The organism is Acinetobacter sp. G11 (genome assembly GCF_049808495.1).
GTDB lineage: Bacteria > Pseudomonadota > Gammaproteobacteria > Pseudomonadales > Moraxellaceae > Acinetobacter > Acinetobacter kookii.
The window spans coordinates 1-26331 of sequence record NZ_JBNCAT010000016.1; the positions used below are offsets into that span (position 1 = coordinate 1).

Below are 26331 nucleotides of genomic sequence, written 5' to 3' on the forward strand. Positions count from 1 at the left end.
TGATGTGACAAAACCTGAGTCCTTGGTCGTTAAAGTGTTTGTTCGCACTTATATTTTAACTATTCGGACTCAGGTTTTTTTATTTAAAGTAAACTATGGGACAGCAGTGACTGTTAAGTTCCTTTTTTATTTTATGAGGTTACTGTTTTAGCGAGCCAATAAGCCTTCTAGAATTTGTTCATAAATTTCAGCAAGGGGTTCCAGATCGGCAACATTTACATGTTCGTTAATTTGGTGAATGCTGGCATTCAATACACCGAGTTCCAGTACCTGTGCACCTGTAGGCGCAATGAAACGGCCATCTGATGTACCGCCACTGGTAGACAGTTCAGTTTCAATACCGGTGACATTACGAATGGCATTTTTAGCCGCATTGACCAGTTCACCGACTGGAGTCAGGAAGGGCAGACCGGACAATGTCCATTCAATATCGTAATCCACATGATGACGGTCAAGAATCTCTAAAGTACGTGCTTTTAACTGTTCAGCAGTAACTTCGGTTGAATAGCGGAAGTTAAATAAAAGATTCATGCTGCCTGGAACCACGTTGGTTGCACCGGTACCGGCATTGATATTGGAAATTTGGAAAGACGTTGCCGGGAAATATTCATTGCCATTGTCCCACACCGTGTCGCACAGTTCAGCCAGGGCTTTAGATGCAGTATGAATCGGGTTGATGGCAAGGTGAGGATAAGCCACATGTCCCTGTTTGCCTTTTACGGTCAATTTGGCATTCAATGAACCACGACGACCATTTTTAACCACATCACCCAACTGATTGGTACTGGATGGCTCACCCACCAGACACCAGGTCATTTTTTCATTGCGTGCTTCCAAAGCTTCAACAACTTTCACGGTGCCGTTAATGGATGGACCTTCTTCATCGGAAGTAATGAGAAATGCAATAGAACCTTTATGGTCTGGATGTTTTGCCACGAAACGCTCAGAAGCCACCACCATGGCTGCCAGTGCTGTTTTCATGTCGGCACTGCCACGGCCATACAGTTTGCCATCACGAATTTCCGGTACGAAAGGATTCGAGTTCCAGGCGTCTAAATTGCCCGTAGGGACCACATCGGTATGACCTGCAAAACAAAGTACCGGTTCTTCAGTCCCTTTACGTGCCCACAAATTATCCACATCTTCAAAACGCATCGGTTCAATAGTGAAGCCAATTTTTTCCAGACGTTCCGCCATGATATTTTGGCAGCTATGATCGATTGGGGTCACGGAAGGCTGACGTAACAGTTGCAGGCTTAAATCAAGGGTAGCGGAAGATGTCATGCGATTTTCATCAGTCGATAAATTTGTCCGCCCTATAATAGGCGAATATGCCCTTGAATGTGAATGTTTGCCATAAAATTGGCATAAAAAAACCCTATCCTGGATAGGGTTCTGTGTGAACTGAAGATAAACTAGTTTTTGCGGATTTCCTCAGACGTTTTTTCTGCTGTATCGGTTACGGCCTCTCCAGCTTTAGATACATCTTTACCCACACCTTTAAACGTATTACAGCCAGTTAAAGCAAAAGCAATAATGAGGGAAGCTGCAAGAATTTTTTTCATCATCATCTCCAAGTCATTCATTATTTTGATGTGAATTCAGGTTAATTAATGCCCGGCGTAAACAATAGGGTTTTTTGATGGTAGAAAAGTAAGCATTTGTTATAAAAATAGACAATTCTCATAAAATTGGCGGTGTATTCCCTGAGAAAGTAAGGGGGCATTTCGGTACATATAGAAATTGTTTTGATCTTTTTGTCGATATAAGCCATTACTCCACCACTGTGCCGTATCGCTACTGACATGCTGCTTTGGACAAATCCATTCCAGTCGCTCTAAACGGTAAAAGTGAGCATTTTGTGGAGGAATATGGCTTCCCCAATAGCCCAAACGTCGTTGTCGATTGACCCAATGGGGAAGGGCGCTGAATGTGCTTTCAACAGGGAGATAGAGTTGTCCTTTAAGTACTGCAAAACGCTGTTCAATTTTGTGTTCCAGGGCATCCTCAAACTGAAATTGCTTTTGGCTAAAGTGATTCAATTTGCGTAATAAAGTATCACTGCGGTTCAAGCCGTACCAGAAGGGCAAAGAACAATCCCGTTCTGCCAGATAGTATTTTAAAGCCACTTCCCAGTGTTCAACCGCTCTGGTTTCGGTATTCAATAACAGAAAATCCAGTTCACCCAGGGTTCGGAGTCCCGCTATTTTTTGAATACTGTGCCCGAGCAATTGATAGGGATGATAATCCTGGTCCAGCAGCCAAAACCAGATAAACATTTCAAAACGCAGACCTAGGCGCGTGCTTTTAAGCTGGTGTAAAAATCTTTCTAATTCCTGCGGATGCTGATCTAAATAAAGCAGTCTGGAATAATAATTTTGAAAATGGCCATGCCATACGGCATCAGGATGAAACTGAAAAGCATGTTTTAACACCAGCTCGGCTGGAGTGTCCGATAAAATATTTGGACTGCATACGCAAAAGGCCAATTGCCGAACCAGTAGATTTTTAAATTGCAGCCAGGGTTCATCAAGATGAGAGACCTGATTTAAAGCAAACATAGCAACCCCGGGCGTTAAATTAAAAAGTGCAGAATGACAACGGATAATATGCAAAAACACTTTATACTACCGCAATTAGTTGTATAGGGCAGTGCTATGAAAATGTTGTTTTGGCGAAGTTTGGTGATGATTTTTGTCATCCTGGGCTTTATCGGGGCACTTTTACCGGGTATGCCAACAACAGTATTTCTGATTTTAGCTGCCTGGGCAGCCTCTAAAGGCTGGCCGCAAGTGGATGCCTGGTTACTGAATCATCCTAAATATGGGGCGACTTTAAGGGCCTGGCGTGAGAATGGCACTGTACCGCGCAAGGCAAAATGGTTCGCCAGTATCATGATGCTGATCAGTGGAATGATCATGTTATTTACCAATGCGCCGCTATTGGTGAAAATCTTCACTGACCTGACCATGCTCAGCGTTGCCATCTGGCTATGGCTACGCCCTGAACCCGCAGCTGAACCGATTAAAGACATCGAGTAATTTTCTTATGACATATTCTTTAGAACAGGCAGATGTCTGGATTGATTTGGCCGAACAAAGCTTGATCTTGCCGAAACGTGACAAGTCTTATGTCATCTCTACAGGAAAAAACGGGATCGGTGAGCAGGAAAATTCCGGCAAGACGCCTCGGGGCTGGCATAAAGTAGCACTCAAATTCGGACATGCTGCTCCCCTAAATGCAGTGTTTAAAGCACGGCAGCAAACCGGTGAGGTCTACGATGCTGCATTGGCTGCACAATATCCTGAACGCGACTGGATTTTATCGCGTATTCTCTGGTTAAGCGGCCTGGAAGAAAATTTTAATCAGGGCGAGGGCTGTGACACCTTTCAGCGTTATATCTATATTCATGGCACACCCGATACAGAACCTATGGGCATTCCGATGTCCCATGGCTGCATCCGGATGCGTAATGAAGATGTGGTGGAATTATTCGAACTGGTCGCTGAAGATGCATTAGTCTTTATTTCAGAACAGCGTTTGAATTTGAGAGAGTGTAAAAGAGGCATTCGCTTGTAAATACGTTTATCAATAAAATGACAAAGCAGTGCAAAGTTTAAAATTCGGATGTATTGAGGGTTTTAAAAAGAACAGAATTCGCTATCAGTTCCAAAACTATGGAAAATCTTGTCTAGAAATGATGCTGTGATTTTTCAGGTTTCTACAAAAAATAGTAAATAAGTTGTCGAAATTGTTTGTTTTTATAGCGAATAACCTATTTTTTAATCACTCAAACGTAAAAAACCAAAAACAGTCAGAAAAGCGTTTGACAGTCCGTCAGGATTCTCTATAATGCACCTCATCAAACGATGAAGACGTTTTAAAGGGCGCTTAGCTCAGTTGGTAGAGCGTCTGCCTTACAAGCAGAATGTCGGCGGTTCGATCCCGTCAGCGCCCACCAAGCTCTTTAACGTTAAGACACTTTCGTGCAGCGGTAGTTCAGTTGGTTAGAATACCGGCCTGTCACGCCGGGGGTCGCGGGTTCGAGCCCCGTCCGCTGCGCCACTTAAGTTCTTAATATTCGTTTGCCACAATAGCGACATTGTGTAAGTGCAGCGGTAGTTCAGTTGGTTAGAATACCGGCCTGTCACGCCGGGGGTCGCGGGTTCGAGCCCCGTCCGCTGCGCCATTTACATGATGACCTTTTGAGGGCGCTTAGCTCAGTTGGTAGAGCGTCTGCCTTACAAGCAGAATGTCGGCGGTTCGATCCCGTCAGCGCCCACCAGATTTTTTGCGATGCAGCGGTAGTTCAGTTGGTTAGAATACCGGCCTGTCACGCCGGGGGTCGCGGGTTCGAGTCCCGTCCGCTGCGCCATCCTTAGAATCAAAATTGCAAGACCCTTTAAGGGCGCTTAGCTCAGTTGGTAGAGCGTCTGCCTTACAAGCAGAATGTCGGCGGTTCGATCCCGTCAGCGCCCACCATATCTTTTAAAGATATTTTCTTTTTCAGATATAACTACTTAGAAATAAGTATCGTGATGCAGCGGTAGTTCAGTTGGTTAGAATACCGGCCTGTCACGCCGGGGGTCGCGGGTTCGAGTCCCGTCCGCTGCGCCATTTTCTGGATTCCTTGACTGGGAAATGTAATTCAAGCAAGATTTCTTCTTGCGTCATAAAAATAGCAGTGCTATTTTTATTCCTCAAGGGCGCTTAGCTCAGTTGGTAGAGCGTCTGCCTTACAAGCAGAATGTCGGCGGTTCGATCCCGTCAGCGCCCACCATATATTCTCCTTGATCAAATTCTATTTTTCTCCTAAAATCTTTAGTTAATAATAATTTTAACTATTGAAAAATCATGAGAAATCCATATCAACGCAAGGCTGCGTCCAAAAACCAAAATAATAGCTATAACGCGCAAGAGATTTACAAACAATTTGTTGAAACGATTGTAGGCCAAGGTTATGTTCATGCCCTGTATGAAGATGGCTGGGCATTATGTGCAACGCCTACCGGTCAGCGTGCATTTGCCATCTGGCAAAGCAAAGGTCTGGCAAAATTGCTGGTGAAAGACAATTGGGCAAATTATCACGTTGAGGATATTTCACTTAAAGATTTTGTTGAAAAAGTCATTCCTTTTTTACGTCAGGAAAGTACCTGTGTATCGATGGATTTAACGCCGGAAGGGCAAAATGTGCTGGTGGCGCCAGAAAAATTATTATTGGATATTAAAAATTATCTGTATCAGATTTACCTGCAAAAACCTGAATTGTTTAAAGATGAAAAACTGCCTTTACCCCGTAGCATTCGTTTGAACTGATTTTAGTATTCTTGTAAAAACCAGCCACTGATAAAGGCAAAATATTCGCGTAACCAGGAGTTATAGCGAATATAGAGCGGTGTTGGGGCATTGAGGGTAATAATCTGTTGGTAACCTTGATGTTTTGCGATGACTTTGGCACGTAAAATATGAAAGTCACTGCTGACAATGACAACAGGCTGCTTTAGGGAAATATGTTGCTGTGCCAGCAAAGGCTGCACATTACGCAGATTTTCTGCAGTACTGGTACTTTTAGCTTCTAATAAAATACGTGATGGGTCAATATGATGCTGTTGTTGCAGATATTCAGACATCACGGCTGCTTCAGAAATCTGTTCTTTAAATCCTAAACCTCCGGTCACGACCAGCAGGGCTTCCGGGTAACGTTTGGCATAAGCAGCCCCAACATCTAAACGCTGTTTTAAGGTGGGAGAGGGTCGGCCATTTTCAATGCCGCTGCCCAGTATAATCACGGCAGAAGCGGGCGGAACAGTATTGGACTGCTGAATGCTATATTGCAGGTAACTGAAAAATATCACTAATGTGCTGATCCAGAGAAAAAATCCCGCCCATGCGCAGCGCCATAAGGTCTGTCTTAACGAGGTGAGCTGAATAAAGTTTTGGATCCGGTTAAAAAACAGGGCATAGAGCATCAGTCCTATACCGATGATCAATGGAAAAATAATACCTAAATCAATTTTATCCAAAGCGAGTAACCATAAACTGTCCAGTACCAGTAAGCTGCCGATGATGAAGCTGAGACTGCGTTTAGCACTGCTGGACATAGAATGACTCAGGATGAAAGATTGGGCTTAGTTTAAACGGATTATAGGCTTTAAAAATAAAAAACCGAGCTTGAGTGCTCGGTTTTTTACTTGATTTAAGTCATGAGATTGAATGATAAATCAATAAACATCACGGCGATAACGTCCATCCTGACGTAGCTGATCAATTACAGCTTCACCCAGAATGTCGGTTAAGGCCTGATCGACATCGCTGGCCATACCGTTGATGCTACCGCAAACGTAAATCACTGCACCCTTGTCAAGCCATGCTTTTAGCTCTTGTGCCTGTTCACGCAATTTATGATGCACATAGACTTTTTCAGCCTGATCACGCGAGAAGGCCAAATCCAGGCGTTGCAGCATGCCGGTCGTTTGCCAGGCTTCAATCGTGCTTTGATAGAAGAAGTCATGTTCACGCTGGCGTTCACCAAAAATCAGCCAGTTTTGCGTATAGTCCTGACGGGTACGTGCATGTAGCAGACTCATCAATCCGGCAAGACCGGTACCGTTACCAATACAAATGATAGGGCGGTTGTCATCAATCAGGTGGAAAGCTTCATTGTTTCGGATACGCAGCGCAATCTCGCTATTTAATGGGGCATGCTGAGTCAGCCAGCCTGAACCCAGACCCAATTGACCCTGAGCATTGGACTGTTGGCGCACCACTAAACGCAGAACTTGCTGTGAAGGAATGCTGGCAATGGAATATTCGCGTGAAGGCAGCGTTGGAAGTTGCCCCAGTAAATGATCCAAATTGGCAAAAGGTTCAACTTCAACGGATAAATCTTTATTCCATAAGGCCTGTTCAATATTGATCTTTAACGAATCTACACGGGTATTCGGCTGAATTTGATGCTGCTGCATAAACAGGGCAATACGTTCAGCACTGTTACCGGGTTGAATCTCGGCGATATCACCGGCTTGCCAGTTTACTTCATGATCCGGTTTTAACTCGATATTAAAGGCCGGTGCACCGAGGCTGTTCGGGTTGAGCAGATCACGTTGGGTTAAAGTCCAGCGATCGAAAGTTTTTTCGATATTCATGGCTTGTAACTCAAGTTGAGTCACGTTGGCTAAAGCGCTATTCCATGCCTGAATCTGCTCTTGATTGGCATTATCCACTTCAATGATATTAAACAGCTGCTGGGCACCATTCTGCTTTAACCAGTCATCAATTGCATGGCCGAAATGACAGAAAGTGTCGGCATATTCACGGGAACCCAAGGCCAATACTGCATATTGCAGATGGCTTAAATCCGTTTGCTTGCTCAGTATTTTTTTGACAAAGCCCGAGGCTAAGTCAGGTGCTTCACCGGTACCGTAAGTACTGGCTACAAATAAAACCTGTTCAGTATTTTTTAAATCATCCAGACTTAAATGTTGTACAGATTTAACACTGGCAGGCTGATGCGCCTGTTGCAGGCTGGTGGCTGTACGCCATGCCAGCTGTTCTGCCATGCCGGTTTGTGAGGCATAGACAATCAGCCAGGGTTTTGCATTGGCATCAATATTGACTGCGGTTAAGCCCTGACGTGCAGCTTGAGTCTGTTTCTTCTGTTTACGACGTTTAAGATAAAGCATCCAGCCAGTGACAAAGAACAATGGCATGCTAAGAGCAGCCAGCATGGCCAGGAACTGGTAAACCGGACCAAAGAAGCTACCACGGTGCACCGGCAGCATGCTGCTCATGATTTTTTCGTTGAGTTTTTTGTCTTCGTAAAGTTCCATCTCTTTGATGGTGGATGCTTGATAGTCAAATGTGGCTTTGTTGCGTGCACGTTCATGCTGGGGAATGGCATCGACAAAGCTAATTTCAAGTTCACCATTGGCTTTTTTCGGGATATTCAGGGTAATGCTTGAATAATCGCGGCCTACTTGAGCATTAAAGCCGTTCCAGCTTTGGCTAAGAGCCAGATTGATCTGTTCCGGGCTTAAGCCTTTTTTCTCGCGTTTTTCACCGCGCTGAGGTTCACCGGCTTTTTCAGGGTTGCCTGTAGCTGCATTACGCATTGCTTCATTTGGACCCTCACGGTTGCCGCGAGCTTCACCACCTTTTGGCGCTTCAGCTTCACCCTTGGCTTGCGGCTGTTCAACACCCATCACGGTATACAAGCCGCTACGCCACCAGCCATAAGACCAGGTTAGGCCGGTACATGCGATAATCAGGAAGAAAATCACCACCCAGGTACCCACCACAGCATGTAAGTCCCAAAGGAAATTACGACCTTTCAATTGTGGCTTGAGCATGAACCACTGTTTAAAAGAATGCTTTTTCGGCCAGCGCAGATATAAACCACTGAGTACAAAAAAGATCAGCATGAGGGTACAGGCCCCGGTGATCTGCTTGCCGACCGGCCCGATGGTTAAATTGCGATGCAACTGCTCGATAAACTTGAAAAATTCTCGTCCTTTAATCTCCGGTAACACTTCGGCTGTATAAGGATTAATCATCATGGTATAGCCCTTGCGTGCACCTTCCTTGACAATATTAATGCTTGAAGATGCGGTCGGGTCTTTGGCCACGGTGATGCTGTTAATTTTCATGTCCGGATCAGTTTTTTGAAAATGCTGATACAGTTCGGCAGGGGTTAATTTATCTTGTTTTTCAACCTGGACGCTATAGCTAGCCGGATTGAGCCATTTCTGGATGGGCTGTTCATATGAATAAATGGCACCGGTCACTCCCATAAGGGAGAGGATTAACCCGGCAGTAATACCAAGAAACCAGTGAATCTGGAAAAAGATTTTTTTTAACATAGCCGAAAAAAGAGGGTGAGAAACGGAATTAAACTGAATTATAACTGAACTTTGCCAAAATGATATCGATTTTGTAGGTAATATTTATTCTCATTATCATTTAATTTTGTCGGAATTAAAAACCCCCAGTCTGGAGGTTTTTATTTAAGGGTCTAGCTAGAGTTCGCGTTAAATCTGTTTTGCTTCGCCCACACTTTCAGTCAGGTGCTTGCGAATGGTATTGAAAGAAAAATTCTTGGAATCCATACGCTTTGGCAAGATATAGGCACCTTGCTGACCTTTGACCTTGAAGTTAATCAACATGAAGTCCGGGGTATTGTACCACTCATAAATATCTTTCCAGCCAATCGCACCGACACCTTCCTGTGCGCCCATTTGCTGACGCATCACGATACCGTGAGGCTGTACGCCCAAACGGATGCCTTTAATTTCCTGCACCGGAAATTCATTCATCTTGCGTTTTACATACCATTCCAGGCCGAATTTACGGATGAGAAAATATGCAAGTACACAGACCAAAGCCACCCAGCAGAAAATGGTGGAATAGTTTTTCAGCAAGATGATCCCGACAATGGAAAGCAGGGTCACAGCTGCCATGATGATCCAGGCTTTGGTGCCGATTTTATTGGTGCTACGCCAGATGGCAAGTTGAGCTTGACGTTGTTCAGCCTCGGAAATTTCATAGTTCACAGGCTGCAGGGTATAAGCGTATAAATTTTTCGCGGTCATAATAAAAATAACAAATTTAGAACTGTAAAAAGTTTAGCATTATTTATACCAATTCAGTGAGTATATTGTTCCAAAATCATCCTATTTATAATGAGGCGAGTTCGGTGGCTTTTTCATCACGGTCATGGCTCAAGCTTTGCTTTAAACGACTGAGTTGATTCAGAATACTGAGCATTAACGATAATTGCTGCAAAACAATCAGCGATTTTTGATCATCTTCATTATTTTGGCTTAAGCGTTGGCGTATGGTATTCAGCATATTCTGTGCCGTCAGGTCAGGTACTTCATCATTTAACAGTGCCCCACGAATATCCTCTAAAGCCTTGTTCAATAACTGTAGAACTTCCTGATCTGCAATTTTTTCACGATGTGCGCCCAGTGCAGCAATATAGCTGAGCAGGGTGTGATTCAAGCACAAGAATTCAAAGGCCTGGCTTTTTTGCGTCGGATCAAAATCAGGTTCTGTGGCCAGGGTGGAAATCAGTGAGGCCACATCTGCATCGTTATTATGTGCAGCACGACGCACCACACGATATTTCAAACCGTTATTACGCCCATTTTTGTACTGTTCAATGACTTCGGCCAAATATTCACATTGAGCGGTGAGTGAGCGTCGGATTGTGCGGGGTAAACGACGGAATTTCCAGTCCGGAAAGATAAAACTCACCCCAAACCAGGCCAAGGCACAGCCAATCAAGGTATCAATCATGCGCGGAAGGGCTGCGGCAAAACCCATTCCATCAAGGTTAAAATTGATTAACGCCAAAATGGTGATAAAAGCGGTGGCCTGGGCATATTGCTTACTGCGTAATTCAAAGAACAGTACCCCGCTTAAAATCAGCAGCAATAATTGACCTTCGATCGAAGGAATAAAATACAAAATGGCATAGCCGAGAATAATACCGACCAAGGTACCGACAATCCGTAGGCGCAGGCGGCGTTTGGTGGCGTTAAAGTTGGGCTGGCTGACAAAAAGAGCTGTCAGTAAAATCCAGTAGCCATATTCAATATTGGTCACTTGAACAAAAATATAGCCAATAAGCAAGACGATGGACACACGAATTGCGTGTCTAAACAGCACCGACTCTGGGGTTAAATGCTGCTTGATCCGAATCACAATATCATCCCAGCCTTTTAAGTCATCATCTTTCAACTGGTTTTCAATATGCTTGCTTTTATCGAACTTGATATGCCGTTCTGTTTCTACGTTGCGAAGTTGGGCATCAATCGACTTTAAGTTTTGATACAGGGAAAATAAGGCATTGACCCAAACCTGATCGTATTGCTGTTCGGCGCGCAATTTCTCAAGAGACAGCTTTAAATTGGCAAAGGCATGTTTAAAGCGTTTGTTATGCTGATAGGTTTCACGATTTAAAATACTGGAACTCAAGTCTTTACAGGCTTTGCCCTGAATCGAGAGAATGCGTTGAAAGCGAAATAAAATGTCACTATGTTCAAAAATCTTGACCAGTTTTTGATAATCAATATGCGCTGAATCTGCACGTTCATGAATATCCTGAGCCACAAAATAGTATTGCAGGCTGCGACGGGTATCTTTCTGTCCACGGTCGCCTTTTAAACGAGTTAACAGGGCCGTTTTCATCTCGTTGAAAATACCGACCAGCTTGCCATTTTCCAAAGACAGCTCAATCATGCTTTGCTGATAACTGTCTGGCGTCATGTCGACATCAAACAGGTTCGATTTGGCAAACAGGAAGTCACCCAGTGATGAATAGCATTGGGACAGTTTGTCCTGAACCTGGCGAACCGGAAATAACAGAAAACTGATGGTGGAAAGCAGGCCATACCACATCGCACCGGCAACCAGCAGTCCAGCCTGCATATACCATTGATCAAACAGTCCAACGCCGAGCATCGAATAGACCGAGATCACCAGACAGCCATAGGAAATGGTCGCATAACGGCGTCCTAATGAGCCGAGCAGAATCCAGCCAATGCAGGACACAATCAGCCCTATGGCAAACAAAACCGGATAAGGAAATAAAAAATAAATCGAGGCGGCAGTAATAAAGAAGCCGATGTAAGTATAAATCAGGTTCATGATCCGCACTGAAAAGCGGTCATCAATATCACTTAAACCGGCAGCCACCACGCCTAAGGTCAGCGGAATAGTGGCTAACTGCTGTCCCATAACATAAGGCACAAAGGCAGTACCTGCAAAGGCAATAATCATGCGCAGGTTATACATAAATGTAGTGTTGTAAGTCGCTTGTTTAAGACGCGTAAGCCAAGATTTCAAGTTATGTCCTAATCACTAAAGGATGTATGCCTCAGGAAGTGAAATTATGTGAAATTTCACTCTCAATCCTTAAAATAATACTATGTACAGTGTAAGCTTGTCTTTAAAGTGCCCATTTAAAAATTGAATATAGATATGTCTGTACAGCAATCTACACGGCAGTATTCCACAACATGGATTATGCTGCTGGCATTATTGACCTCACTAGGTCCACTTTCTATTGATATGTACCTGCCAGCCTTGCCGCAAATGGCACAGGATTTTGGCGTCAGTACGCAAATGGTGGCCAATACTTTGCCGGCTTATTTTCTGGGACTGGCTTTAGGACAGCTGATCTATGGTCCTTTAAGCGACCGGATTGGGCGCAAAACGCCACTGTATTTTGGTTTAACCCTGTATGTGGTTGCAAGCCTGCTGTGTATTTTTGCGGTCAACGAATGGAGCTTAATTGCTGCACGGATTTTACAGGCGGTCGGAGGCTGTGTAGGGGTCGTCATTGCCCGGGCTGCCATTCGTGACCGTCTGGATATGCAGGCATCTGCGCAGGCCTTTGCCAGCATGATGATTGTGATGGGGATTGCACCGGTTATCGCACCCAGTTTAGGAGCAGTGGTATTGAAGTTCTTTGCCTGGCAGGCAGTCTTTGGGTTTCTGATGCTGATCGGGGTGATCTGTTTAGTCTGTGTACACTTTTTCTTTAAAGAAAGTCTGCCGGCTGAACGCCGTTTAAAGCTGAACGTCGCCCAGATTATCCAGCTGTACGGCAGTATTTTTAAAGACCCGAGTTTTAAATGGCCAATGCTGGCCGGCTGTTTTTCTGGCGGCATTTTATTCTGTTATATCAGTTCATCTGCTGCTGTATTGATGGATGATTATGGATTAACGCAACAGCAATTTGCTTATGCCTTTGGCTTGAATGCTTTTGGTATCATGTTGCTATCCACTCTGAATAAAAAGCTTGGCCATCAATTTTCAGTTCTGAACCGACTGAAAATAGGGAGCGTCATTCAGTTGCTTGGAGCCTCGATTTTATTCAGCGCAGGCTTAATTGGGCATAGCCCATTATGGGTGGTATTGATTGGCATGTTCTGGGCAGTGGCAGGAATTGGTTTTACCGGACCGAATGCGATGGCTTTGGCTATGGCGGAACAGGGTGCGCAAGCGGGAACAGCCAGTGCCATTATGGGGAGTATGCAGTTTGCCTGTGGTTTGCTCGGCGGCGTGATTTTGAATTTCTTGGTTTGGAATTCTCTGCTCAATATGGGAGTGCTGATGCTGATCTTCGTGGGCGTTACTTTGCTTTGTATTCTGCAACTCAGCAGACAATTGCAGAATAGAAGTTTAAATACCTAAAAACCAATATATAAAAAGAGACCTTTAAGCTTATTCGTGCTAAAGGTCTGTTTGAATTAAAACTGTTTATTTGTCCATAAACGCGGCGATATCCATTTTTCTGGGCACCTTCAGGAAAAGGTTTTCCTGAAGGTGCCCGGCTTGCTACGGTTAAAATATCTCTAATGATTTGCGGATCAACCGTCCGGCTCAAAAAAGCCCGTACTGAATGGCGAGAAGTAATGGCATCATTCACATGCTGAGCAAGTTGCAAATTCATAAAAAATTCTTTTGAAATGAGTTTTTTAGTGCGGTTTTAGTTTATACATTAGTCGAATGTCTGCTTGTTCAGCTTGAGGTGGAATTTTTCTAAGTCTAAGAATATTCACATTATTTTTTTATTACATCTAAAAATAAGATTATTTTTCAGTCAATGTTCGGGAAAACTGATTTTAATAAAAGCTGAAAATTGCTAGATTTGCCATGACAGGTAAGTTTTTACATGTTGCAATTTTATAGTATTTTTAAGTTTTTTTACTGTACTCATAAGCTGAAAATGCGATGGTTTTTTAAGCTTGTTAATTTTTTGAAGGAAAATTTTTCATAGATTTATTGGGTTTTTAAAAATCACAAAATGCATGGATGCGAATATTTAACAAATCGGAGATTTTAAGAATGAGTCAATTACGTAACGGTAAATTTATGGCTAAAGGTTTGGCATTGGCAGTTACAGCGGTAATGGCAAGCACTACCTATGCAGGCACAGCTGAACAGAAACAGATTCAGGACTTACGTAAAGAAGTAGAAGCATTAAAATCTTTAATTCAACAACAACAGCAAGTACAACAACAGCAACAAACCCAAATTGAGCAGGTAAAAGCCCAGCCTGTACAACTTGCTGCTGCACCTGCAGCAAAACCTGAATCAATCACAGGCTTTAAATCCAAAGCTGGTGCCAGTGTAAACCTGTACGGTTTTGTCCGTGGTGACGCCAACTATATTATTGAAGGTGCAGATAACGACTTCAATAATACGCATACTAGTACGGGTACTACACAGGATAAATTACGTGCGACAGCAAAAACAACTCGTTTAGGCTTAGATTTTAATACACCTGTGGGTGATGCAAAAGTCGGCGGTAAGGTAGAAGTTGACTTTGCCAGTGCAACTGAAAACTTGCGTATCCGTCATGCTTATTTAACCTATAACGACTGGTTATTCGGTCAAACGACTTCGAACTTCCTGTCAAGTCATGCGCCAGAAATGATTGACTTTAATACAAATATTGGTGGCGGTACAGCGCGTGTTCCACAAGTACGTTATGGTCTTAAACTGGCACCACAAACTCAGTTGCTGGTTTCTGCTGAAGAAGGGGACAGCGCAGGCCCAACGGCAGACATCAAATATCGTTTACCGAATTTAACTGCTAAGTTAACTCAAGGTTTCGCAGAGGGTAAAGGTTCAGTATCTGCACGTGCTTTGGTTGAAAATTATAAATCAACAGCAGCTGATGATGACGAAACCGGCTGGGGTATTGCTGCAGGGGTTAACTATCAAGTTGCCGCTCCATTAAAAGTGTCTGCCGATGTTTCGCATGTTGAGGGTAACAGTAACTACCTCTATGGTAGTAATGCTGCTTATTCTGTAGTCAATGGTAATATCGAACAGAATAAATTTGATGCGGTTCAAGTTGGAGCAACCTATAAGATTTTACCTAACTTGCGTTCAACACTAGCTTATGGTGCACTGTTTGCTGATGATGGTACTGACTTTGCTAAAAATAACGGTACTGCAAATGAAAAAGTGCAACAAGCGTGGATTAACTTTATCTATTCACCAGCAGCTCCAATTGATTTAGGTGTGGAATATATCAATGGTAAGCGTGAAACTTTTGCTGGAGAGTCATATAAAGATAACCGTGTCGGTTTGATGGCTAGATATAATTTCTAATTCAAAACTGGAAATTTAAAAAGAGGCGACTGGTTCGCCTCTTTTTTTATTTGAAAAATTATTTTTAATCTCCAGTTTATATTCAGGTAATCTAATTTATATGATCGTCGTCCGTCCTGACCCTACAGGTAAAATCTGGCTATGAAAAAAAAAGCTCAAAAGATGAGATAATATAAAGATGAGATGGCAAATGTATGAATAAGGTTTTTAAAAAGCTGAAATAGCGTGATCATCACATTACGAATTACTACAGTTTTTCAAAGATTCAGTTCTTAAACTATCTGCTTTTTGCGAACAGCTTTATTTATCTTTAGGTGGTTCATGCGCAATATCAAATTTAGTTTTATTGTTTTGGCAGTATTGGGATTGGGCGGATGTCAAACGGTTGCCCAACCTAAGCTTACTGTTGGTTCGACAGGACTATCTGAGCCACCTGCTGCAGATGCTCAAGTCCGGGCAGAGCGTATTAATTTTAAAAAAATCAAACAGCAGGAAAACCGTCCTATTGTTGCCTTGGTACTGGGCAGTGGTGGTGCCCGTGGCTATGCTCATATCGGGGTCATTCAGGTACTGGAAAAGCAGGGTATACACCCGGATCTGATTGTAGGCACCAGTGCGGGCAGTATTGTGGGTTCCATTTATGCCAGTGGCAAAACGGCAGAAGAACTGCGTGATATTGCTTTAAGCATGAAAGCCAACGATGTGCGTGATATCAAGCTGGATATGAAAGGCTTTTTTGACGGTCAGAAGGTTGAAAATTACGTCAATCAGCAAGTCAACAATACGCCCCTGGAGTCGCTAAGAATCCCGATGTACGTGGTCGCAACGGAATTGAAAGAAGGCAAAAAAGTCGTCTTTAATTATGGCAATACCGGGCAGGCGGTACGTGCTTCCGTGTCTATTCCAAGCATGTTTATTCCCACCCGAATTGGGACGGATGAATATGTGGATGGCGGTCTGGTGAGTCCGGTGCCTGTAGGCGTGGCACGTGATTTGGGTGCGGATATTATTATTGCTGTGGATATTCTTGCACAACCCATGCATACCGAAACCACGAATGTGTGGGGAATGTTCAATCAGAATATCAATATCATGCAGAGCCGTTTAGCTGAAGAAGAGTTAAAGCATGCAGATATTGTGATTCAGCCGGATTTAAGGGAAAAAGGGCATATATTTGATGTGAAAGGCCGAGCAATGACCATGCAAGCCGGTGTGGATGCAGCACAAAATCAATTAAATACCATTACCACCTTGTTGAAACAGAAGCATTATCCATTCGGCCATAGCATTCAACAATTAAGTGCACAGGATTAGGCACTTCAATCAATGGCAATGATGACACTGAATTTCTAAAGGGCTCAGATTTATCATTGCACTGCTGTAATGTTTTAGTCTGTTTTCACATGGGTTTTGATGAATTCTTACTTAAAACTCATGAAATTCTAATATAAAGATAAACTAATTAATTGAAATTATTCAATAAAACAAACTAAGTGACTAAAGCTTTCATACGATATAATTTTTATATTAATGTTTTTTTGTTCAATGATTTAAGTTTACCGGTAAATAAAAACGCTCTACACTGAATGTTGTCGAAATACTCATAAAAACATATTTTTGTAAGGATGATTAAATGCATAGCAACAGTATGAAAATAGAAAAGTTTACCCTAGGCCAAAAAGTCAAAATGGCAAGTATGGGAAATCTGGTATTTACCGTCATTGCAGAAAATACCGATGGTACCTATTGTATTGAGACTCAAATCGACCAGCAAAATGTGTTGAGCTACGGCAATATCTCTAAAGAAATGCTGCGTGATGTCACCGCTTGATTTTATCTGAAGGCATCGATTGAATCTGTCTGAGATGACAGGTTAACAATGGCAGCTATGCTCAAATGGATTAAACTTTTGTTTTATCCTTGTCTATTCAAGCCATGACCACAATATATGTATTTAAAATACCTGGCCATATTTTTGTAATCTAATTTTTAGAACAAATATTCTATTAAAATCAGTCTATAAGAAAAATGCTTATATGTCAGTGAGTTGATCATTTTGATATATATTTTTTTGAATGATGGCAAAATTACTATAAATAATAATGATGGGTTTATTGGCAATTTCGACATTTTATTGCCCAGAAAAACGATATAATCTTTCCTTATACTATTGTCTGTAAAAGAATCTAGAGAACGCGATGTCCCCATTAGATCAAATTGCTCCAGCATTAGATGATCAGTCTGAACTAACCATGACAGTTTTAATGACTCCTGATATGGCAAATTTTTCAGGAAATGTGCATGGTGGAACAATTTTAAAATTACTGGATCAGGTTGCATACGCATGTGCTAGCCGTTATTCAGGCAGTTATGTGGTGACTTTATCGGTGGATAAAGTAAATTTTAAAGAACCGATTCATGTTGGTGAACTCGTGACTTTTCTTGCCAGTGTCAACCATGTCGGTCGTACCTCAATGGAAATCGGGATTCGTGTTGAAGCGCAGAACATTCAAAAACGTACCGTACGTCATACCAATAGTTGTTATTTCACTATGGTCGCCGTAGATGAAAATGGTAAACCGAAACAGATTCCGCCATTAAATCTGGACAATGACTGGAAACGTTGCCGTTTTGAGGCGGCTGAACATCGTAAAGTGGCGCGCTTGCAAGAAAGCCATCATCCTTCATGCAGTATTTATAAAAAAACCTCGCAATGCTAATAGGTATTGAATGAAAGGGGCCGCTTTGAAGCGGTCCTTTTTTTGATTTTAAAGAAAACATCAGCCCTATACAGGAAGCAAAAATTAGCCTAATATAAAACGATACGTATCGTTTCGTTTTTGGTGGCGAATGACTGAGCTAGAAAAAACTTCGCGTCGTAAGCAATGTATTTTGAATGCGGTGACTGCTGCATTGGAACAAGATGATTACAGTCGTTTAACCGTAGAAGACATTGCCGCACGAGCCGGGGTAGGTAAGTCGACCATTTATCGCTGGTGGAAGCATAAATCTGATCTGGTCTTTGATGCCTTTAAGGAGCATACCGCTTCGGTGTTTGATCTGGACTTCGAGCAGAGTCTGGAATTCAATCTGAACCAGCAGCTTTTAAAATTGTCCCTCGCGCTAAATCATCCTTTGGGACGGGCCTTGCTGGTGGTCATGGCCGAGCATCGTGAAGCAGCCGGTGAGTTTTTTAGGCTGTATTTATTACCGCGTCGTGAGCAGACACGCAAGCTGATTCAACTCGCCATAGAGCGTAATGAAATTATTGCAAATTACCCGTTTGAATTGATGCTGGATACGCTGTATGGGCCGATTCATTATCAGATTATTTTCTTTAACTGCATGCCGGATGAAACTTACATACATAATCTTGTAAGTCTGGTGATGCAGCCTGTTCTGGTTCGAAAGTAGCAATAAGCTACCGCTAAGTTGGTCATTATGTCTGCGACAAACCCTGGGCGTTTATGGAATCGCTCGTTTATCCTGTGTCTATGCAATAACCTGTTTTTATTTACCTATTATTATGCCTTATTGACCATTCTGCCAATTTACATCATGAAGGATTTAGGCGGGACGGTGAAGGAAGCAGGCTTGGCACTGACCTTGTTTCTGGCATCTTCCATTGCAGTCCGGCCATTTTCCGGACTGATTGTGGAAAAATTAGGTAAAAAAATCGCCTTTCGCGGTTCAGAATTGCTGTTTGTTGTTTTTGCCTTGAGTTATCTGTTTGCCGACAGCATGTGGGCCTTATTGCTGATTCGTTTTATTCACGGCATCTGGTTTAGTGTATTGACCACGGTAACCGTGCCCATAGCGAATGATTTTATTCCAGATCACCGTAAGGGTGAGGGCATGGGGTATTTCGTCATGTCGACCAATCTTGCTGTGGTATTTGGGCCTTTAATTGCGTTAACTGTACTGCAATTTACTGATTTTAAAATGCTATTTTCGCTGTTAACTGCGGTGATCGGTTTGGGTTTTATCTTTTGTTTAATGATTCCGGTACAACAGCAAGACAAGGTTGCTTTCACGGCTGAGACTAAAGAAAAAACGCGTCTGGGGTGGCATGACATTATTGAAACACGTGCCATACCTATTGGCTTTGTTGCCTTGCTGACCGCATTTGCTTATTCCAGCATTATGAGTTTCATTGCCGCTTATAGTGAATCTAAAGATCTGCTGGCGTATACCAGCCTGTTTTTTATTGTCTTTGCCATTTCCATGATTGTGGTGCGGCCGTGGGTGGGCAAAATTTATGACCGTAAAGGTGCCAGTGCTGTCATTTATCCTTCATTTATTTTCTTTGCCATCGGCCTGGTCGTGGTCAGCTTTATCTCCAATCAATGGCTGCTCTGGTTATCTGCTATATTTATTGGCATTGGTTATGGCTCACTCTTTCCATGTTTTCAAACTATTGCCATCCAGTCTGTCGCCAAACAGCGTATGGGGCATGCCATTTCCACTTTCTTCACCCTGTTCGATTTGGGCATGGCCATCGGTTCAGTCATTTTAGGATTGATGATTGCCTATTATGGTTATCAAATGAGTTATTTATTTTGTGCTGTAATTACTGTGCTGACTTTATTTGTTTATAAATACACAGTTTCGGCATCACTGAAGCAACCTAAATAAAGAGGTCCGGCACGTGGAATTACGTCATTTACGTTATTTTGTTGCAGTTGCACAAGAACTGAATTTTACCAAGGCCGCACAGCGCATGTGTACGGTGCAGCCTTCTTTAAGCCAGCAAATTAAAGACCTGGAACAAGAAGTCGGGGTGCAATTGCTGGTTCGATCGAACCGTAAAGTTGAACTGACAGCAGAAGGCAAAGCATTTTTAAAAGAGGCCGTGTTAAGCCTGGAACATGCTGAAAAAGCGATTCAGGATGCGCGGAAAATTGCCAACCTGAGCAAAGACCAGCTGAATATTGGCTTTGTGCCGGTAGCGGAAATGAAAATTTTTCCCTATATCATGCCGAACATCCGGGCGCATTTCCCCGACATTAAAATCAACTTTCATAGCCTGACCGATGCCGATCAGTTTAAAGCCTTAAAAAAAGGCGACATTGATATTGCCTTTACCCGTTATATCGATGCATCGGATGAACTGGAGCACGTGCAGATTTTTAGTGAACCGCTGGCTTTAATCGTGCCGAAGGATTCACCGATTGCCGAGCAGCGTCATGTTAGTATCAAGAGTTTTAATCATCAGGATTTTGTGATTAGCGATGAAGGTGCCTCACCGCAGTTGTATAAAATTATTACCGATTTCTTTAAACAATCTAAACTGGATGTCAACGTCGTCCAGCATTCCACCAACATTCTGTTAAATGTCAATCTGGTCGGCATGGGCGTGGGCTGGAGTCTGGTACCGGCTTATGTGATCCCGCTCCTGGGCGATAAAATTATCGTCAAAAATACCATTGAACCTTTACCGATGATTGACCTGTATGCCAGTTATCCTAAAGGACAAAAAAATGAGCTGATTGAACTGATTTTAAAAATTTTAAAAGAGCAGTTTTATATGGGTTTCTTTTAAAAATAAATGTTTGATGTCACACGGTGCTTTTAAAGCGATGAAAAGCATCGTTACTGGATGAATGTGTCACATAATCATCATCAACAGGTGATGAAACCGTTTTATACTCAAAAACTAAAATAACAATAGGGAACGAATTAAAATGATGAAGCTGTATAACAATGCCCAGTCGCGTGGCATGACACTGCTACCTTTATTGAAAGAGCTGGGCATAGAAGACCAGATTGAACAGATAGAGATGCCCTATGAAAACATGCATCAGGCAGAATATACGAGTATTAATCCCATGGGGAAAGTTCCCTGTCTGGTCGATCAGGGCGTGGTGATTTCCGAAATCGCAGCCATATTTACTTATCTGGCGGACAAATATATGGAAAAGGGGTTGGCTCCGGCACTGGATGATCCCAAGCGTGGTGCCTATCTGAAATGGATGTTCTTTGCCCATGGACCTTTGACTGAATATATGGATTTAAAAGGGCTTAATGTCCCGGATGAGCAAATTGAGCAAAGAAAACGGAGCCTGACTTTTGGTCATGAAGAGAGCGTATTTGCATTTCTAAAAAAGGGTATGCAAGAGGCAAATCCGTATTTGCTGGGCGAGAAAATTTCAGCAGCGGATTTATTTCTGGGTTACTGGATGGTCTTTGCCATCTCGTTCAAAATATTGCCGTATCTGGATGAATTTAAGCCGTTTATTCAGCTTTTGGCACAGCGTGATTCCATGCAAGATGTACCGTGGTTTCAAAAAATAAATGCTTAATAGACGTCTTTCATTAAATATTTTTTCAATGACTGCATGTCGTTTGCAATACCGAAATTAAAAATAGATTTAAGCCCATATTCGGTTCATGAGTGTGGCATGGATGTCACACGTTTCTCATCCTTTGCGCTGCATTTTAAAGCAGTGCTTAAAACTGGCTCAGGGTGTCGTGTACGGGAAACAAAAGCTTTTTCTTGCGGACTCAAAATATATTTTGAGATCCTCATTTTGACCTTTCAAAAGTAGACAGATTGTCTACAAGAAGGTAAAAAATTAAATCAATCAAATGAGACCGTGATGATTTAAAAACTAATATTGAACTTTTTGGGTTTATGAAAGAGATCTGATTGAAATATTAAATAGAAGGCAAAATAAAAAAAGACCACGCTTTCGCATGGTCAGACCTCTGAATATGATTCAGTGAATGTATTGTTATATCGCCATTATTTTACATGTAGCTTTTTGAACAACTGCTGGCTTACGTGATCCAAAGTTTGTGGAATCGCAAGCGCTGCCACAAAACGGTCAGGGCGTAAAATCACCACCGATTCCGAGGTTTTGCCAAACCAGCTGCGAATATCGGTTCCGATATCGCCAATGGTAATCACGCCGTCAAACTGCTTGCGCTTTTCATTACCAAACTGAACTTCGGGAATCACCTGAATAAATTTGACGCCTAATTTCTTCCAGACTTGCATGGTGGCATCCGAGATTCCCCATTGAGGATCAACTCCCCAGGCAATAATGGCGAAATCGTTGCCAATCACATCATCCAGTAAAACTGTTTCACCCGATTCAAGTTTTACATGCGGCTGAATAAACATCTTGCCGACTGGTGATTCCTTTTTGCCGTCTGCAAGCAATGCACCATCATGATATTTCGGCATCGGTTTAAAACGCATTTCAAGCAAATACTGTTTAATCGGCTTGATATAATTCAATGCGTAGGCAATACCGTCACGCACGAAACCTTGCCATTTTTTCGGTGGCGCAAGCACGTGACCTGCCATCACAGAAAGGTCAATCATGGCTTTGGCATGGTCTTTACGTTCAACCTGGTAAGAATCCAGCAGGTCTGGAGTCGCTTTGCCCTGAATAACCAATGCCATTTTCCAGGCCAGATTAAAGGCATCACGCATACCGCTGTTATAACCCTGACCTTGCCATACCGGCATAATGTGTGCAGCATCACCGGCAAGCAAAATGCGGTCAACACGGAACTTATCGGCAATACGCGCATTGTGGGTGTAGACACGCTGGCGGATCACTTCGATATTTTCGGCATTCGGCAATACTTTAGACAGCAATTTGGCGATGTTTTCCGGTTTGCTCAGTTCTTCCTGAGTTTCACCCGGCATCACCATAAATTCGAAACGACGGATACCGTGAGGCAGGGCAGCTGAAACGTACGGACGAACCGGGTCACAGCACAGGTAAATATGTGGTGTTGCCAACGGATCATTTTCAATATCAATCACAATCCATTGATTCGGTGCGGTTTTACCGTCAAAGCCAATATTCAATGTACGGCGTACAATCGAGTTACCACCATCACAGGCAATTAAATACTGTGCCTGAACAGTTTCCTGTTCACCGGCTTTGTTCTGGATGTTCAGGGTAACCCCTTTGGCATCCTGCTTGAATTCCACCAGGTGACGAGAGAACAGTACCTGGGTCTTATCGTACTGGCTTAAGCCTTGCAGTAAAACATTGTCGACTTGCGGCTGAATAAACGCATTACGGCGTGAGAAACCAAATTCGCGGGTCAGCGGTTGAATGTCTGCAAAGCAGCGACCTTTAGGCGTCAAGAAACGCATGGCATGATTAGGTGTAGTATGAGGTAATACCTGATTCACTAGGCCAAGTGACTGAATGGTACGTAATGCTTCATCATCAATACCAATCGCACGCGGGTAATCGATCAAGCTGTCCAGTTGCTCGATGACAGTGACCTTTACGCCTTGCTTGCTTAAATAGTTAGCAATTGTTAAGCCTACAGGGCCGGCACCTAAAATCGCCACTTCGGTCGAATAATTTAATTTATCGCTCATGTGCAAACATCCAATACTTCGCATATGGGGCTATTAACGGTGAAGTAGAGCTGTCAAACAAGCTATGCCATAGTAGATATATTGAATGATAACAAAACAACAGGAAATGTATTTATTGTTTAAATTATTGAAAATAAATGATTATATTGATTATTTACTATATGTTTTTAGCGGTTAATGATCATTTTTTTCTATCATTGATAAATATTGGCTAAAAGATATAAAAGCTGAATTATTAGCATCATTCCGCTTTTTGATTTCATCCTGTTTTTGCATGCAACAGCATGGAATGAAGGATTTGCAGGGCATTTTTAAAAACGTCAAAAAAATAAAAGTTGAATGATGAGGGATTCAAAATAAACAGGATGCTTTACTATGCAATACGGAAAAACGAAAGTGAGCATCATCATGATCATGATGGGTGAGTTGTGCTCACTGATGAACTGATGATATCTATCTGAAAGCGAGTTAATTTTGAAACTGATTTCTCCTACTCAAGCGGTACCTACGCATATTATTTCCGGTTTTTTAGGAGCAGGAAAAACCACTTTGCTTCAACATTTGCTCAGCCAGAAGCCGGAAAATGAGGTCTGGGCGGTGTTGATGAACGAGTTTGGGCAAATTGGGGTCGATCAGCAGATGTTGCCGCAAACCCAAGGCTATGAAGTGAAAGAGCTGTTGGGTGGGTGTCTGTGCTGTAGCAGCCAGTTGCCGATGCAGATCGCCTTGTCGCGGTTATTATCAGAAAGCAAACCGGACCGGTTATTTATTGAACCTACCGGGCTGGGACATCCTGCGCAATTGCTGGAACAGCTGACCGAACCGCACTGGCAGCCCAGTATTGCCATGCGGGCGCTGGTGACCGTGGTGGATGGCTCGCGCTTGCATGATTTAGACTGGACCAAGCAGAATCTGTATGCCGATCAGTTAAAAGCTGCACAAATCATTGTGGTGTCCCATGCGGATACTATGGATTTTGCCGATGATCAGGCTTTGGAGGCACTCCAAGGTGAATATCAGGCCTATCAGCAAACCTGGCTGATGAGCGGGCAGGAACACATTTCACTTCATCAAATTGACCTGCCTTATGTGGGAACCCGACGTAAAATTCAGCCTTTACTGAAAATCCAAAAAACATTTTCAGCTGGACAGTTTCTACCAGAAATTAAACAGTTGCCTTATCACTATGTTGAAACGGCACAGGGCTATAGCGTAGCAGGGTGGAAATTGCCCAAGCGCTGGCAATTCGATTTTTATGCCTTGCTGGATCTGCTCTGTGAACAGCAAGGGTGGCTGCGGATTAAAGGGATTTTCAATACCGACCAGGGCTGGAAAACCTTCAATTTTAACCCCGAGCAGTTTAACTACCAGTCTGCTGAAGAAGGCATTGATAACCGTATTGAAATTATTGTGCAGCAGCCGCGTGACTGGCAGTTATTTGAACAGCAACTCTTCCAATGCCAGATCAATCCGGATCAGAATTAAAAACATTTCAGCAAAATAGCTGCAAATCTTATATGCTAAGCGCCAAATTTGAGGACTCTTTTATGGCGCTGAAAGCAACAATTTATAAGGCAGATTTGAATATTGCCAATATGGATGACCATCAATACGGTGATTACCAGCTCACCATGGCTTTGCATCCCTCTGAAACCATTGAGCGTTTGATGGTACGTATTTTGGCTTATGCACGTTTTGCCGATGAAGCCTTGGAATTTACCAAAGATTTATTTGAAACCGATGAACCGGCGTTATGGCAAAAAGACCTGACTGGTCAACTGGTTAAATGGATTGAAGTGGGCAGTCCGGATGAAGACAAAGTCAAAAAAGCCAGCGCGCGTTGTAAACAAGTGGCTGTGGTTACTTATGGTTCCTCAGTAGATGAATGGTATAAACGCAACAGCAAATTAAAAACTTTAAGCAATGTAGAGGTTTGGAAACTCTCGACTGCGACTACTGATGCCTTGCTACAATTATGCGAGCGCACCATGCAATTGCAGTTAAACGTGATGGATGGTGAATGGACCCTGATTGGCGATCATGCCCAGGTTGTCGTGGAATGGGAACAGTTACAATAAGGAAAACTAAGGATGCAAGTCTAGGCTTGTATCCTCACTAAAAAATTGCGTATACCTGAAAACAATAAAAATGAATAAAGGGAAAATATATGCATCCGGATCTGTATCGTTTGCTGATTGCCCTAGGCATTGGGGCAATTATTGGCGCAGAGCGAGAGTATCGCAGCAAATCGGCCGGCCTTCGAACCATGATTATGGTCAGTCTGAGTTCCTGCCTGTTTACCATTATGTCTTTAAAGATTGGGGTGGATAGCCATGACCGGATTGCAGCCAATATTCTGACCGGGCTGGGCTTTGTCGGGGCGGGGGTGATTTTTAAAGATGAAAACCGTATTTCCGGAATCACCACCGCCACGACCATCTGGATGACGGCTGCCTTGGGCATGGCAGCAGGCGCAGGCTATGAAATGTTAAGCCTGTTTGCGACTTTCATTGTTTTAATCGTGCTGATTTTTTTGATCTATGTCCAGGAGAAGATAGAAGCCCTGAGCCAGGCTCGGACCTATCGGATTATTTGTCCTTACCAGCGCAAGATTTTAGATCAATATGAAGCACTATTTAAGACCTATAACATGAAGGTGGTACGCAGTGTGCAACATAAAACCGAACACCGTATGAGTGGACGCTGGATTTTAATTGGCTCGGCTGAAAATCATAAAAAATTGACTGCATATTTACTGAATGATTCAAATATCCAGGAGCTCGGCTTTTAAATACAGATCAAGTCAGAGACCCTTAAATTCTAAAGCATCCAGCTAAATCCGGTTATAC

At 42.9% G+C, this 26331-nt stretch carries 23 protein-coding genes, 8 tRNA genes and 1 pseudogene; 23 read left to right on the top strand and 9 right to left on the bottom strand.

Annotated elements, in window-relative coordinates:
• Positions 1–147 precede the first annotated feature (147 nt).
• From dapE to ACPUEY_RS07720, 3 genes are all read right to left on the bottom strand, one after another.
• Complete coding sequence (gene dapE, locus ACPUEY_RS07710) at positions 148–1284, bottom strand: succinyl-diaminopimelate desuccinylase (protein ID WP_092818783.1); 1137 nt, start codon at positions 1282–1284, stop codon at positions 148–150.
• A 131-nt stretch (positions 1285–1415) separates the two neighbouring features.
• A complete protein-coding gene (locus ACPUEY_RS07715) occupies positions 1416–1565 on the bottom strand; it encodes an entericidin A/B family lipoprotein (RefSeq protein WP_092818782.1) in 150 nt (49 codons plus the stop codon).
• 99 nt (positions 1566–1664) lie between these two features.
• Complete coding sequence (locus tag ACPUEY_RS07720) at positions 1665–2561, bottom strand: DUF1853 family protein (protein ID WP_425121705.1); 897 nt, start codon at positions 2559–2561, stop codon at positions 1665–1667.
• 96 nt (positions 2562–2657) lie between these two features.
• On the opposite strand from ACPUEY_RS07720, the gene ACPUEY_RS07725 reads away from it, so the two are divergent.
• The 11 genes from ACPUEY_RS07725 to ACPUEY_RS07775 all read left to right on the top strand — a co-directional run bounded on the left by ACPUEY_RS07725 (position 2658) and on the right by ACPUEY_RS07775 (position 5316).
• Positions 2658–3041: a YbaN family protein gene (locus tag ACPUEY_RS07725; protein ID WP_092818780.1), complete on the top strand. Its 384-nt coding sequence runs from the start codon at positions 2658–2660 to the stop codon at positions 3039–3041.
• A gap of 7 nt (positions 3042–3048) precedes the next feature.
• Complete coding sequence (gene elsL, locus ACPUEY_RS07730) at positions 3049–3579, top strand: cell wall-recycling L,D-carboxypeptidase ElsL (RefSeq protein ID WP_425121706.1); 531 nt, start codon at positions 3049–3051, stop codon at positions 3577–3579.
• 306 nt (positions 3580–3885) lie between these two features.
• Positions 3886–3961 (top strand) — tRNA-Val (locus ACPUEY_RS07735).
• Between the two features lie 27 nt (positions 3962–3988).
• A tRNA-Asp gene (locus tag ACPUEY_RS07740) sits at positions 3989–4065 on the top strand.
• A gap of 47 nt (positions 4066–4112) precedes the next feature.
• A tRNA-Asp gene (locus ACPUEY_RS07745) sits at positions 4113–4189 on the top strand.
• Between the two features lie 20 nt (positions 4190–4209).
• Positions 4210–4285 (top strand) — tRNA-Val (locus tag ACPUEY_RS07750).
• Between the two features lie 13 nt (positions 4286–4298).
• Positions 4299–4375: transfer RNA gene (locus tag ACPUEY_RS07755), tRNA-Asp, on the top strand.
• Positions 4376–4406: 31 nt separating this feature from the next.
• Positions 4407–4482: transfer RNA gene (locus tag ACPUEY_RS07760), tRNA-Val, on the top strand.
• A 58-nt stretch (positions 4483–4540) separates the two neighbouring features.
• A tRNA-Asp gene (locus tag ACPUEY_RS07765) sits at positions 4541–4617 on the top strand.
• A gap of 87 nt (positions 4618–4704) precedes the next feature.
• Positions 4705–4780 (top strand) — tRNA-Val (locus ACPUEY_RS07770).
• Between the two features lie 74 nt (positions 4781–4854).
• Positions 4855–5316: a DUF2750 domain-containing protein gene (locus ACPUEY_RS07775; RefSeq protein WP_092818778.1), complete on the top strand. Its 462-nt coding sequence runs from the start codon at positions 4855–4857 to the stop codon at positions 5314–5316.
• Between the two features lie 2 nt (positions 5317–5318).
• Here ACPUEY_RS07775 and ACPUEY_RS07780 read toward each other — a convergent pair whose 3' ends face one another.
• The 4 genes from ACPUEY_RS07780 to yccS form a co-directional block, all read right to left on the bottom strand.
• The gene (locus tag ACPUEY_RS07780; RefSeq protein ID WP_425121707.1) at positions 5319–6101 is read right to left on the bottom strand and encodes a YdcF family protein; all 783 of its coding nucleotides are present in this window, start codon (positions 6099–6101) and stop codon (positions 5319–5321) included.
• A 120-nt stretch (positions 6102–6221) separates the two neighbouring features.
• A complete protein-coding gene (locus ACPUEY_RS07785; RefSeq protein WP_425121708.1) occupies positions 6222–8858 on the bottom strand; it encodes a PepSY domain-containing protein in 2637 nt (878 codons plus the stop codon).
• Between the two features lie 168 nt (positions 8859–9026).
• A complete protein-coding gene (locus tag ACPUEY_RS07790) occupies positions 9027–9587 on the bottom strand; it encodes a YcxB family protein (protein ID WP_131274834.1) in 561 nt (186 codons plus the stop codon).
• 85 nt (positions 9588–9672) lie between these two features.
• Positions 9673–11847, bottom strand: a complete 2175-nt coding sequence (gene yccS, locus ACPUEY_RS07795; RefSeq protein ID WP_092818774.1) for a YccS family putative transporter — start codon at positions 11845–11847, stop codon at positions 9673–9675.
• A 135-nt stretch (positions 11848–11982) separates the two neighbouring features.
• Here yccS and ACPUEY_RS07800 point away from each other — a divergent pair, with 135 nt between their 5' ends.
• The gene (locus ACPUEY_RS07800; protein ID WP_425121709.1) at positions 11983–13200 is read left to right on the top strand and encodes a multidrug effflux MFS transporter; all 1218 of its coding nucleotides are present in this window, start codon (positions 11983–11985) and stop codon (positions 13198–13200) included.
• 124 nt (positions 13201–13324) lie between these two features.
• Here the strand turns inward: ACPUEY_RS07800 and ACPUEY_RS07805 are convergent.
• Positions 13325–13459 (bottom strand): annotated as a pseudogene (locus tag ACPUEY_RS07805) (nitroreductase family protein); the annotation flags it as partial.
• A 395-nt stretch (positions 13460–13854) separates the two neighbouring features.
• Here ACPUEY_RS07805 and ACPUEY_RS07810 point away from each other — a divergent pair.
• The 8 genes from ACPUEY_RS07810 (at position 13855) to ACPUEY_RS07845 (ending at position 21431) form a co-directional block, all read left to right on the top strand.
• Positions 13855–15129 carry a DcaP family trimeric outer membrane transporter gene (locus tag ACPUEY_RS07810; RefSeq protein ID WP_425121710.1) on the top strand — a complete coding sequence of 425 codons (1275 nt, stop codon included), beginning with the start codon at positions 13855–13857 and terminating at the stop codon, positions 15127–15129.
• A gap of 321 nt (positions 15130–15450) precedes the next feature.
• Positions 15451–16443 carry a patatin-like phospholipase family protein gene (locus ACPUEY_RS07815; RefSeq protein WP_425121711.1) on the top strand — a complete coding sequence of 331 codons (993 nt, stop codon included), beginning with the start codon at positions 15451–15453 and terminating at the stop codon, positions 16441–16443.
• Between the two features lie 319 nt (positions 16444–16762).
• The gene (locus ACPUEY_RS07820) at positions 16763–16960 is read left to right on the top strand and encodes a hypothetical protein (RefSeq protein WP_425121712.1); all 198 of its coding nucleotides are present in this window, start codon (positions 16763–16765) and stop codon (positions 16958–16960) included.
• Positions 16961–17327: 367 nt separating this feature from the next.
• Entirely contained in the window at positions 17328–17849 is a 522-nt protein-coding gene (locus ACPUEY_RS07825) for an acyl-CoA thioesterase (protein WP_092818769.1), read from the top strand.
• 130 nt (positions 17850–17979) lie between these two features.
• On the top strand, positions 17980–18543 hold the full coding sequence (locus tag ACPUEY_RS07830) for a TetR/AcrR family transcriptional regulator (protein ID WP_131274845.1): 564 nt from the start codon (positions 17980–17982) through the stop codon (positions 18541–18543).
• Between the two features lie 27 nt (positions 18544–18570).
• Positions 18571–19764, top strand: a complete 1194-nt coding sequence (locus ACPUEY_RS07835; protein WP_425121713.1) for an MFS transporter — start codon at positions 18571–18573, stop codon at positions 19762–19764.
• A gap of 13 nt (positions 19765–19777) precedes the next feature.
• A complete protein-coding gene (locus tag ACPUEY_RS07840; protein ID WP_131274849.1) occupies positions 19778–20671 on the top strand; it encodes a LysR substrate-binding domain-containing protein in 894 nt (297 codons plus the stop codon).
• A gap of 145 nt (positions 20672–20816) precedes the next feature.
• Positions 20817–21431: a glutathione S-transferase family protein gene (locus ACPUEY_RS07845; protein ID WP_425121735.1), complete on the top strand. Its 615-nt coding sequence runs from the start codon at positions 20817–20819 to the stop codon at positions 21429–21431.
• 443 nt (positions 21432–21874) lie between these two features.
• Here ACPUEY_RS07845 and ACPUEY_RS07850 read toward each other — a convergent pair whose 3' ends face one another.
• On the bottom strand, positions 21875–23482 hold the full coding sequence (locus tag ACPUEY_RS07850; RefSeq protein WP_425121714.1) for a bifunctional 3-(3-hydroxy-phenyl)propionate/3-hydroxycinnamic acid hydroxylase: 1608 nt from the start codon (positions 23480–23482) through the stop codon (positions 21875–21877).
• Between the two features lie 474 nt (positions 23483–23956).
• Between ACPUEY_RS07850 and ACPUEY_RS07855 the strand changes: the two genes are divergently transcribed.
• From ACPUEY_RS07855 to ACPUEY_RS07865, 3 genes are all read left to right on the top strand, one after another.
• Entirely contained in the window at positions 23957–24967 is a 1011-nt protein-coding gene (locus ACPUEY_RS07855; RefSeq protein WP_425121715.1) for a CobW family GTP-binding protein, read from the top strand.
• A gap of 62 nt (positions 24968–25029) precedes the next feature.
• A complete protein-coding gene (locus ACPUEY_RS07860) occupies positions 25030–25560 on the top strand; it encodes a YaeQ family protein (protein ID WP_425121716.1) in 531 nt (176 codons plus the stop codon).
• Between the two features lie 89 nt (positions 25561–25649).
• Complete coding sequence (locus tag ACPUEY_RS07865; protein ID WP_261182820.1) at positions 25650–26273, top strand: MgtC/SapB family protein; 624 nt, start codon at positions 25650–25652, stop codon at positions 26271–26273.
• The last annotated feature ends 58 nt before the right edge of the window (positions 26274–26331 follow it).

Coding starts and splice junctions, on each gene's coding strand:
- dapE (WP_092818783.1), bottom strand. CDS start 1,284: ATGACATCTTCCGCTACCCTTGATTTAAGCCTGCAACTGTTACGTCAG.
- ACPUEY_RS07715 (WP_092818782.1), bottom strand. CDS start 1,565: ATGAAAAAAATTCTTGCAGCTTCCCTCATTATTGCTTTTGCTTTAACT.
- ACPUEY_RS07720 (WP_425121705.1), bottom strand. CDS start 2,561: ATGTTTGCTTTAAATCAGGTCTCTCATCTTGATGAACCCTGGCTGCAA.
- ACPUEY_RS07725 (WP_092818780.1), top strand. CDS start 2,658: ATGAAAATGTTGTTTTGGCGAAGTTTGGTGATGATTTTTGTCATCCTG.
- elsL (WP_425121706.1), top strand. CDS start 3,049: ATGACATATTCTTTAGAACAGGCAGATGTCTGGATTGATTTGGCCGAA.
- ACPUEY_RS07775 (WP_092818778.1), top strand. CDS start 4,855: ATGAGAAATCCATATCAACGCAAGGCTGCGTCCAAAAACCAAAATAAT.
- ACPUEY_RS07780 (WP_425121707.1), bottom strand. CDS start 6,101: ATGTCCAGCAGTGCTAAACGCAGTCTCAGCTTCATCATCGGCAGCTTA.
- ACPUEY_RS07785 (WP_425121708.1), bottom strand. CDS start 8,858: ATGTTAAAAAAAATCTTTTTCCAGATTCACTGGTTTCTTGGTATTACT.
- ACPUEY_RS07790 (WP_131274834.1), bottom strand. CDS start 9,587: ATGACCGCGAAAAATTTATACGCTTATACCCTGCAGCCTGTGAACTAT.
- ACPUEY_RS07800 (WP_425121709.1), top strand. CDS start 11,983: ATGTCTGTACAGCAATCTACACGGCAGTATTCCACAACATGGATTATG.
- ACPUEY_RS07810 (WP_425121710.1), top strand. CDS start 13,855: ATGAGTCAATTACGTAACGGTAAATTTATGGCTAAAGGTTTGGCATTG.
- ACPUEY_RS07815 (WP_425121711.1), top strand. CDS start 15,451: ATGCGCAATATCAAATTTAGTTTTATTGTTTTGGCAGTATTGGGATTG.
- ACPUEY_RS07820 (WP_425121712.1), top strand. CDS start 16,763: ATGCATAGCAACAGTATGAAAATAGAAAAGTTTACCCTAGGCCAAAAA.
- ACPUEY_RS07825 (WP_092818769.1), top strand. CDS start 17,328: ATGTCCCCATTAGATCAAATTGCTCCAGCATTAGATGATCAGTCTGAA.
- ACPUEY_RS07830 (WP_131274845.1), top strand. CDS start 17,980: ATGACTGAGCTAGAAAAAACTTCGCGTCGTAAGCAATGTATTTTGAAT.
- ACPUEY_RS07835 (WP_425121713.1), top strand. CDS start 18,571: ATGTCTGCGACAAACCCTGGGCGTTTATGGAATCGCTCGTTTATCCTG.
- ACPUEY_RS07845 (WP_425121735.1), top strand. CDS start 20,817: ATGAAGCTGTATAACAATGCCCAGTCGCGTGGCATGACACTGCTACCT.
- ACPUEY_RS07850 (WP_425121714.1), bottom strand. CDS start 23,482: ATGAGCGATAAATTAAATTATTCGACCGAAGTGGCGATTTTAGGTGCC.
- ACPUEY_RS07860 (WP_425121716.1), top strand. CDS start 25,030: ATGGCGCTGAAAGCAACAATTTATAAGGCAGATTTGAATATTGCCAAT.
- ACPUEY_RS07865 (WP_261182820.1), top strand. CDS start 25,650: ATGCATCCGGATCTGTATCGTTTGCTGATTGCCCTAGGCATTGGGGCA.